The 3,201-nt window shown below is 44.3% G+C and carries 4 protein-coding genes and 1 other RNA gene; 3 read left to right on the forward strand and 2 right to left on the reverse strand.

Going from position 1 to position 3,201, the window contains the following annotated elements; genetic code table 11:
• The 3 genes from ACCM36_RS00950 to rnpB form a co-directional block, all read left to right on the forward strand.
• Window positions 1-428 (forward strand): disaggregatase related repeat-containing protein (locus ACCM36_RS00950; protein WP_370571825.1); only part of this gene is annotated, 428 nt, incomplete at its 5' end.
• A 252-nt stretch (window positions 429-680) separates the two neighbouring features.
• Window positions 681-887, forward strand: a complete 207-nt coding sequence (locus tag ACCM36_RS00955) for a hypothetical protein (protein ID WP_370571826.1) — start codon at window positions 681-683, stop codon at window positions 885-887.
• Window positions 888-995: 108 nt separating this feature from the next.
• Window positions 996-1,346, forward strand: an RNA gene (gene rnpB, locus ACCM36_RS00960) — RNase P RNA component.
• On the opposite strand, the gene ACCM36_RS00965 is transcribed toward rnpB, so the two are convergent.
• Entirely contained in the window at window positions 1,341-2,531 is a 1,191-nt protein-coding gene (locus tag ACCM36_RS00965) for an NAD(P)/FAD-dependent oxidoreductase (RefSeq protein WP_370571827.1), read from the reverse strand. The genes rnpB and ACCM36_RS00965 overlap by 6 nt on opposite strands.
• Before the next feature lie 180 nt (window positions 2,532-2,711).
• Window positions 2,712-3,201, reverse strand: a 490-nt coding sequence (locus ACCM36_RS00970; protein WP_370571828.1) for a DUF116 domain-containing protein, incomplete at its 5' end; no start/stop codon positions are given.

A 3,201-nucleotide genomic window follows, 5' to 3' on the forward strand; every position in this document is an offset into this window, starting at 1 on the left:
ATAACCCAAGTGATAGAATATCCAAAGCAACTCTTTCATTGTACTGGTACTATCCACCGGGTGCTACCCGTACTTCTGATACTGTAGTTGAAGTGTATAAGCCAGAACAGTGGCATCCACAGTATGTTACCTGGAATACCCAGATGTCTGGTACTCCGTGGAATACGCCGGGAGGAAACTGGTTCGATAAGAATGGTGTTTCTCAGGGTACCACTCCGTATGCTTCAGTAACGTTCCCGGCTGGTATAGTGCCTGACAACAAGTATTATGAATTCGATGTTACACAGCTAGTACAGGAATATGTAACCGGTACTACTAACACCGGATTCTTCCTCAAGGCGAAGACAGAGAGCAATAATTACATTGCCTTCTACAGCTCAGATTGGCCGAATGCTGAACAGAGACCGAAGTTGACTGTGACAAGCTAATATCAAGAGATACAGGTATCATAACAATTGAATAATTTATCACGTTGAAGCAAGAAGACCACTGGTTTTAACCTCACATTAAATCAAAGATCTAATGGGAGTTTCATTTCTTCGAAATGGAACAGGTGGATGAATTGTGTCACTAGTTTACCAAAAAATATATGAGTTGGTAAGGTAGGATATCTTACTAAGTCTTAATACTATGAACTCTTATTATTCTCAGGAGGGACTACTATAGCCAAACTACAGATAATGAAATGTAGAGACCTTGGTTTTAATGATGATTTCATTGTCATAGAACAAGACCGTGAAGTTGCAAAGAAGAAGATGATGGACCACATATTGGAAAAGCATAAAGAAGAGTTCGAAACCCTGGCCCCAATGCATCAGGAAGAGATCCGTGCAAAAATGGACTTTCTCCTGACGCGCGGTTGTGGCTGCGGAGTCAAAGAGCTTTGATTTTTTTGGGTTCAGTAAATGAACAGGAGGGACAAGATCAGTCCCAAAACCCCACTACTTTACGGGGGAGTAGTCAGATTTATATCTGATGTAACTTTCTATGTACCGGAGAGAGGAAGGGCGGCCTCCGGGTCAATGGCCTGAGGAAAGTCTCCCCACCGTCTGAACACACGAACACTTGTAAAGGGTGTCTGGCGAGAGCCAGGGCTCTGGCACAGAAACGATACCACACCATGCCAATGCAATGATACCGGAAGGTTGAGGTCGTATGGTATGTGGATGGAACGGCGAATCCTCGTGGGTGCAAGTCAGAAGTAGGGATCAACGGCGTTCAGAACGTCCCCGAAGTTAACGACGCTTAGCCGAATGCCGCAGCTGCAAATGCCACCGGCTATCTCTTTAGTGCCATGTGCTATCGGGATCTTTGCAGTAACAGAAGGGAGCTTACTCTCCTCACTCCTTTGTAGTTTTCATCATGCTGCCAAGTATTCTGAGCAGTGTTACAGGTGTTCTCAGAAAGGATCTTTTTATGTATTCCCTGTAACCGTAAACTCCCTTTCCTGTAAGTACGTACATTCTGAAAAGTTCCGGGTCCTTATCAAACAGATAGAATATTTTCTCTATATGGTCATGGAAATATTTTCCGAATTTAAAGGCCATACGCAGATCGTTGTTAAATAGTACATCACATTTCTTCCGGTAAGAGGAAAGGTCGGTACCATTGCGGATCGCTTCAGCAGCGACCTCACCTGCTGCGACACCGCTTGCAACTGCGTAGTATATGCCTTCGCCCAGGAATGGGTCCACAAAACCTGCTGCATCTCCCACAAGGAGCACTTTTTCTCCGTAGGTCTTCCTGTTCATACCCCCTACAGGTACTCTGTGTATGAACTTCTTAGTGAGGTGTGCAGCAAGGTCTATCCCTCTTTCCCTGGAAAGGAAGGATATGAAATCATCAAAGGCCTCTGCAGGCTTGACTGTGATCGGTTTCCACATGCCGATACCAATGGACATTATATTGCCCTTGGGAAATACCCATCCATATCCTCTGCTTTTGAGGAAATATGCTTCTATCAGTTCTGTATCTAGAACGCACTTCCTTGCATCCCCCGGGCTTAGTTCTATCTCGGTCTCGATGCATATCCCATAGCCTTCTGGTTCCCATTTTGTTCTCAGGCCTGTTTCTTTGGCAACAGTACTGTTCACACCATCGGCCCCAATAATGATCTTTGCAGTATACTCGCCTTTTGCTGTTACAACCTGTACCTGTTCATCGTTTATATTCACTGAGATAACTTTCTCACCGGAATTTATGATAGCTCCTTTGTGCTGTGCCTGTTTTAATAGAAAATGGTCAAAAGAGCTGCGAAAAACAAGTATTGATACCGGCTCTTTGATCTTGTGTGAAGACTGACGCATAGTGGGTGAGTGGATCGTAGCCCCATAACATGTATATTGGGGCCGGACTTCATCGATAGGGCCGGTGATCTGTAATGCTTTCCACGAAACAGCACCTCCGCAAGCTTTATAGCGTGGTAGTTGTTCTTTTTCCAGAAGGAGCACTTTAAGTCCTTTTTCAGCACACGTCCGCGCAGCCATTGCACCGCCCGGTCCACCGCCGACCACTATGACGTCATAATCCATCTTCTTCACCGTTCATTGCCCATGTGATGCATTCAGGCATGAAGTTAAATCTTACGAGAGACTTTCTCAATATATGTATTTTTCTGCGGGTTACCGGATGATAGCAAATTTTGGCTTGCTTATGTTGTGAACTACCCCACCCTGCTGTTTCACAATGAGGGTGGGGCTTCCTTCGAGTACTTACTTAAAATTCTCGAAGGCCTGCATTAAGTCATTATACTCAACCTGTGTATTATAGCAGCCATCGTTTAACATAGGAACACCATAGGTAACTATTTTCGTGCCTTTAAGAGCTCGCATCACTTTATTCAGCTCATAGTCACATGCAATGAGCAAAGCACCTTCTATTTTTTCATTGCGCAGTATATGCTTGACAAAAGAAGAACCCGTGATAATATACAGTTTATATCCATATTTCTGTGCATCCTTTCCCAGTCTTTCAAAGATGCACTTGCCACACGACACACACTGTATGCCCTTCTCCGTAGAGTGTGCAGGACAGTCCATGGAACGCATACAATGGGGTGCCAGGATGATGCGGTTCTTCGTTCTATGGAAATCATTTCTGTGAGCTATGTTCTTCAGAGAGACCATCCATTTGTCGAGTATCCTTGGGTCAGAGAACTTATAGAAGAAGTACTTGATAGGTAAGTAAAAATAATCCAGTATC

This window comes from Methanomethylovorans sp. (genome assembly GCF_041305605.1).
Taxonomy (GTDB): Archaea; Halobacteriota; Methanosarcinia; order Methanosarcinales; family Methanosarcinaceae; genus Methanomethylovorans.